General features: G+C 37.5%; 2 protein-coding genes and 1 pseudogene. 2 read left to right on the top strand and 1 reads right to left on the bottom strand.

Translation table 11 applies throughout. The features are described from left to right. Window positions 1-306 precede the first annotated feature (306 nt). Both FS666_RS19010 and FS666_RS19005 read left to right on the top strand, forming a co-directional pair. Entirely contained in the window at window positions 307-747 is a 441-nt protein-coding gene (locus FS666_RS19010; RefSeq protein ID WP_039238847.1) for an Hsp20/alpha crystallin family protein, read from the top strand. A 2-nt stretch (window positions 748-749) separates the two neighbouring features. Beyond that, window positions 750-935, top strand: coding sequence for a hypothetical protein (locus FS666_RS19005; protein WP_058005451.1), 186 nt, complete (start codon window positions 750-752; stop codon window positions 933-935). A 115-nt stretch (window positions 936-1050) separates the two neighbouring features. Here the strand turns inward: FS666_RS19005 and tnpC are convergent. After that, window positions 1051-2643 (bottom strand): annotated as a pseudogene (gene tnpC / locus FS666_RS19000) (IS66 family transposase). Window positions 2644-2822: the final 179 nt, after the last annotated feature.

Below are 2822 nucleotides of genomic sequence, written 5' to 3'. Positions count from 1 at the left end.
GTAAATTGTTCCCAAAAGAGCGCTGAATTAGTTTTCGGCAAATTTACTTTCGTAATTTGGGATTATAGGAGGCTCTTTGTATCAGGGCTTGAGCAGGATTAGAGATGGAAAATGGATACCTGATGAAAGGTCACAGCTTTTTGGATATGAGGTTAAAACTAATGACACTGAGGAGAGCTAATTAGGCTCTCCTTTTTCTGTAATAGGATGCTTTTCTAAAACTGACTCAGCTTATCCCTTAAATGAATAATTACATAGTAAATGTAAAAAATATATTTGTTAAAAATAACTAAGGAGATGATACAAATGGCATTAATACCTTATGATCCATTTAGACAATTAACTAACATTAGGAGAGATTTTGACAGATTATTCAATGATTTCCCTTTTCATTTAGACAATGAAATGAATCAATTGGGGAATATAAGAGTGGATGTTCATGAAACAGATAAAGAGGTAGTAGCAACTTGTGACATTCCAGGCTTACAGAGTAAAGAAGATGTAAACATTGATATTGAAAATAATGTATTGAGAATTAGTGGCTCAATTAACAGAACTAATGAGATTAAAGAAGAGAATATGCATAGGAGAGAAAGATACACAGGTAGCTTTCACAGAGCTATTACACTACCAACTCCTGTTTCTGAGGAAGGTATAAAGGCTTCTTATAAGAATGGTGTACTAGAAGTTATCATGCCTAAACAAACTCAAACAAATAAAAAGAGAATTGATGTGGATTTCCATTAAAAATGAGCAGTTTGCTACCTGTTATGAAAGAGTTTGGCAGGGATTACTTGCAGGAAATTGCTGAGGAACAACCTGACCTAGTTGATTTGCTAATTTTAAGCTGCCATTTACCTCAGGCAAAGAAAAAAATTATTTTAAATGAGCTGACTAATAATATTAAAAATTCCTACCAGCATTACTTCCTTTGAGGTAATGCTTTTCTTTTGTAAGCCCGAACTATAAAAAATAAGCATACCTTAACCGTACGCATCATAAATCACCGTATATCATGATTTTTTTAATCAGATATACGGTGATTTCATTTTATCTGCCACATTCTGCTTGGATCATTTTTGACCAAGGCATATATTGATTTAAAATTTCCGAATGTTGATAGATATCAAGATTCGGAAAATCCGTCAGTAACTTCAAGAGATAACGATAGAAATCCACTCCGTTTGCTTTTGCCGTTTCTGCGATACTTAAACAGATGGCGTTGGCTTTTGCACCAGCTTCACTGACGGAAAAGAGCCAGTTTTTTCGACCCATCACATTTGGACGAATGGCATTTTCGGCTGGATTATTATCAATTTCGATACGGCCATCCTTCAAGAATGCTTTTAGTCCATTCGCTCTGTTCAGAGTATATTCAGCTGCTTTTGCAAGCGCATTTTTGCCGTAGAATGGTGATTTTTCAACCCAGTCAAGGAATTTCTTAACGATTGGCAACGCAAACTTTTGACGTTTCTTTCTTCGCTTACTGGGAGACAGATGCTTGAATTTCCTTTCAAGTCGATACAAAGCATCACAATAGCTGACACCGATTTGTCCGTTCTTGCTGTTCGCTTTCATCCAATAACGGCGAACATGCGCCCAACAATTTGCGAAGGTGACGCCTTCTATTTTGTCATAGGCCGAATAACCATCACAGACAATCGTTCCGGAATAATCTTCAATGAAGCTTTCGAGAACAGACCGAGCACGTGATAATGAACTTTGAAACAGGACAATCGTTGGACCTTGACTGGGCACACTTCGATAGACCCAATTGTAGGCGTTAGACTGACCAGATTTGCCATCGGAACGGTTGATAATTTGTGAATACGTTTCATCGACATGTAGAATGGTTTTAGCCATCATCAAAGACTTCATTCGTTCGTAAATAGGCAATAGCCAATCGTGTGAGGCACGAATGACCCAATTGGAAAGGTTCTTATCATTCGTGTTCAGGCCATAACGCTCCCATTCCTTTACCTGACGGTAAAGAGGTAAGTATTGTGAAAATTTATCATACATCACTTTGGCAAGTACGCTAGGACTTGCGATGCTACGTTGAATGGGAGGTTGTGGCGCTTTACCACGTTTAATCTGCCCTTTTTGTAATGAATCGCTTTTGCATTTTTTACATTCATAAGCGTGTTCAATATGTTGAACTTTCATCATTTTCGCAGGAATAAATTTCGCCTCTTCACGCACGATTGTACTGCCCATTTCTATCATTTGATCATGGCAACCGTCACAGATTGTATTTGCTGGATGATGGTGAATAGCTTCTATTTCAATATCTTCACGCAAGGAATCATTTCGTTTTTTTGGTTGAATTTTTCGTACAACAGTATAAGAAATGGTCTGTTGGCTTTGTTCTTCTGTGTGCTCAGGATCAGTAAAAGACGGGTCATCCTCAAATAAGGACACTTGCCCGTCGGGCGTATTGTATTTGGATTTTTCTGTTTTAGAGCCATATAAGAGCTTGGTTAAGTGTTAAAGTTGTTGCGTTAACGATTCAATCTGTTTCAACGATTGATCCAACTTTTTCGATAACTCTTTATTTTGTTGATTCGAATGAGCTAATTGATCTTCAAGCAATCGAATTAATTTCTCAGATTGATTTTCATTCGTAGAAGAAACGTTCGTCACATCATTCACCACTTTCGTTCAGTTTCGTTCCTCCTATTATAATCAGTTCGAACAGTGAAAATAAAGATAAAAATAACGACTTGAACGAATTTAGAACGCACCTTTTGGCGATGGTTGAATGGCTTTTGGCTGCTGAATGGATAACCCTTCAAGGAGCCAGCGAAGCTCCTGTTGTGAAA

Origin of the sequence: Siminovitchia fortis (assembly GCF_007681465.1) — a bacterium.
GTDB lineage: Bacteria > Bacillota > Bacilli > Bacillales > Bacillaceae_C > Siminovitchia > Siminovitchia fortis.
This window is presented reverse-complemented; position numbering and strand designations above follow the sequence as displayed.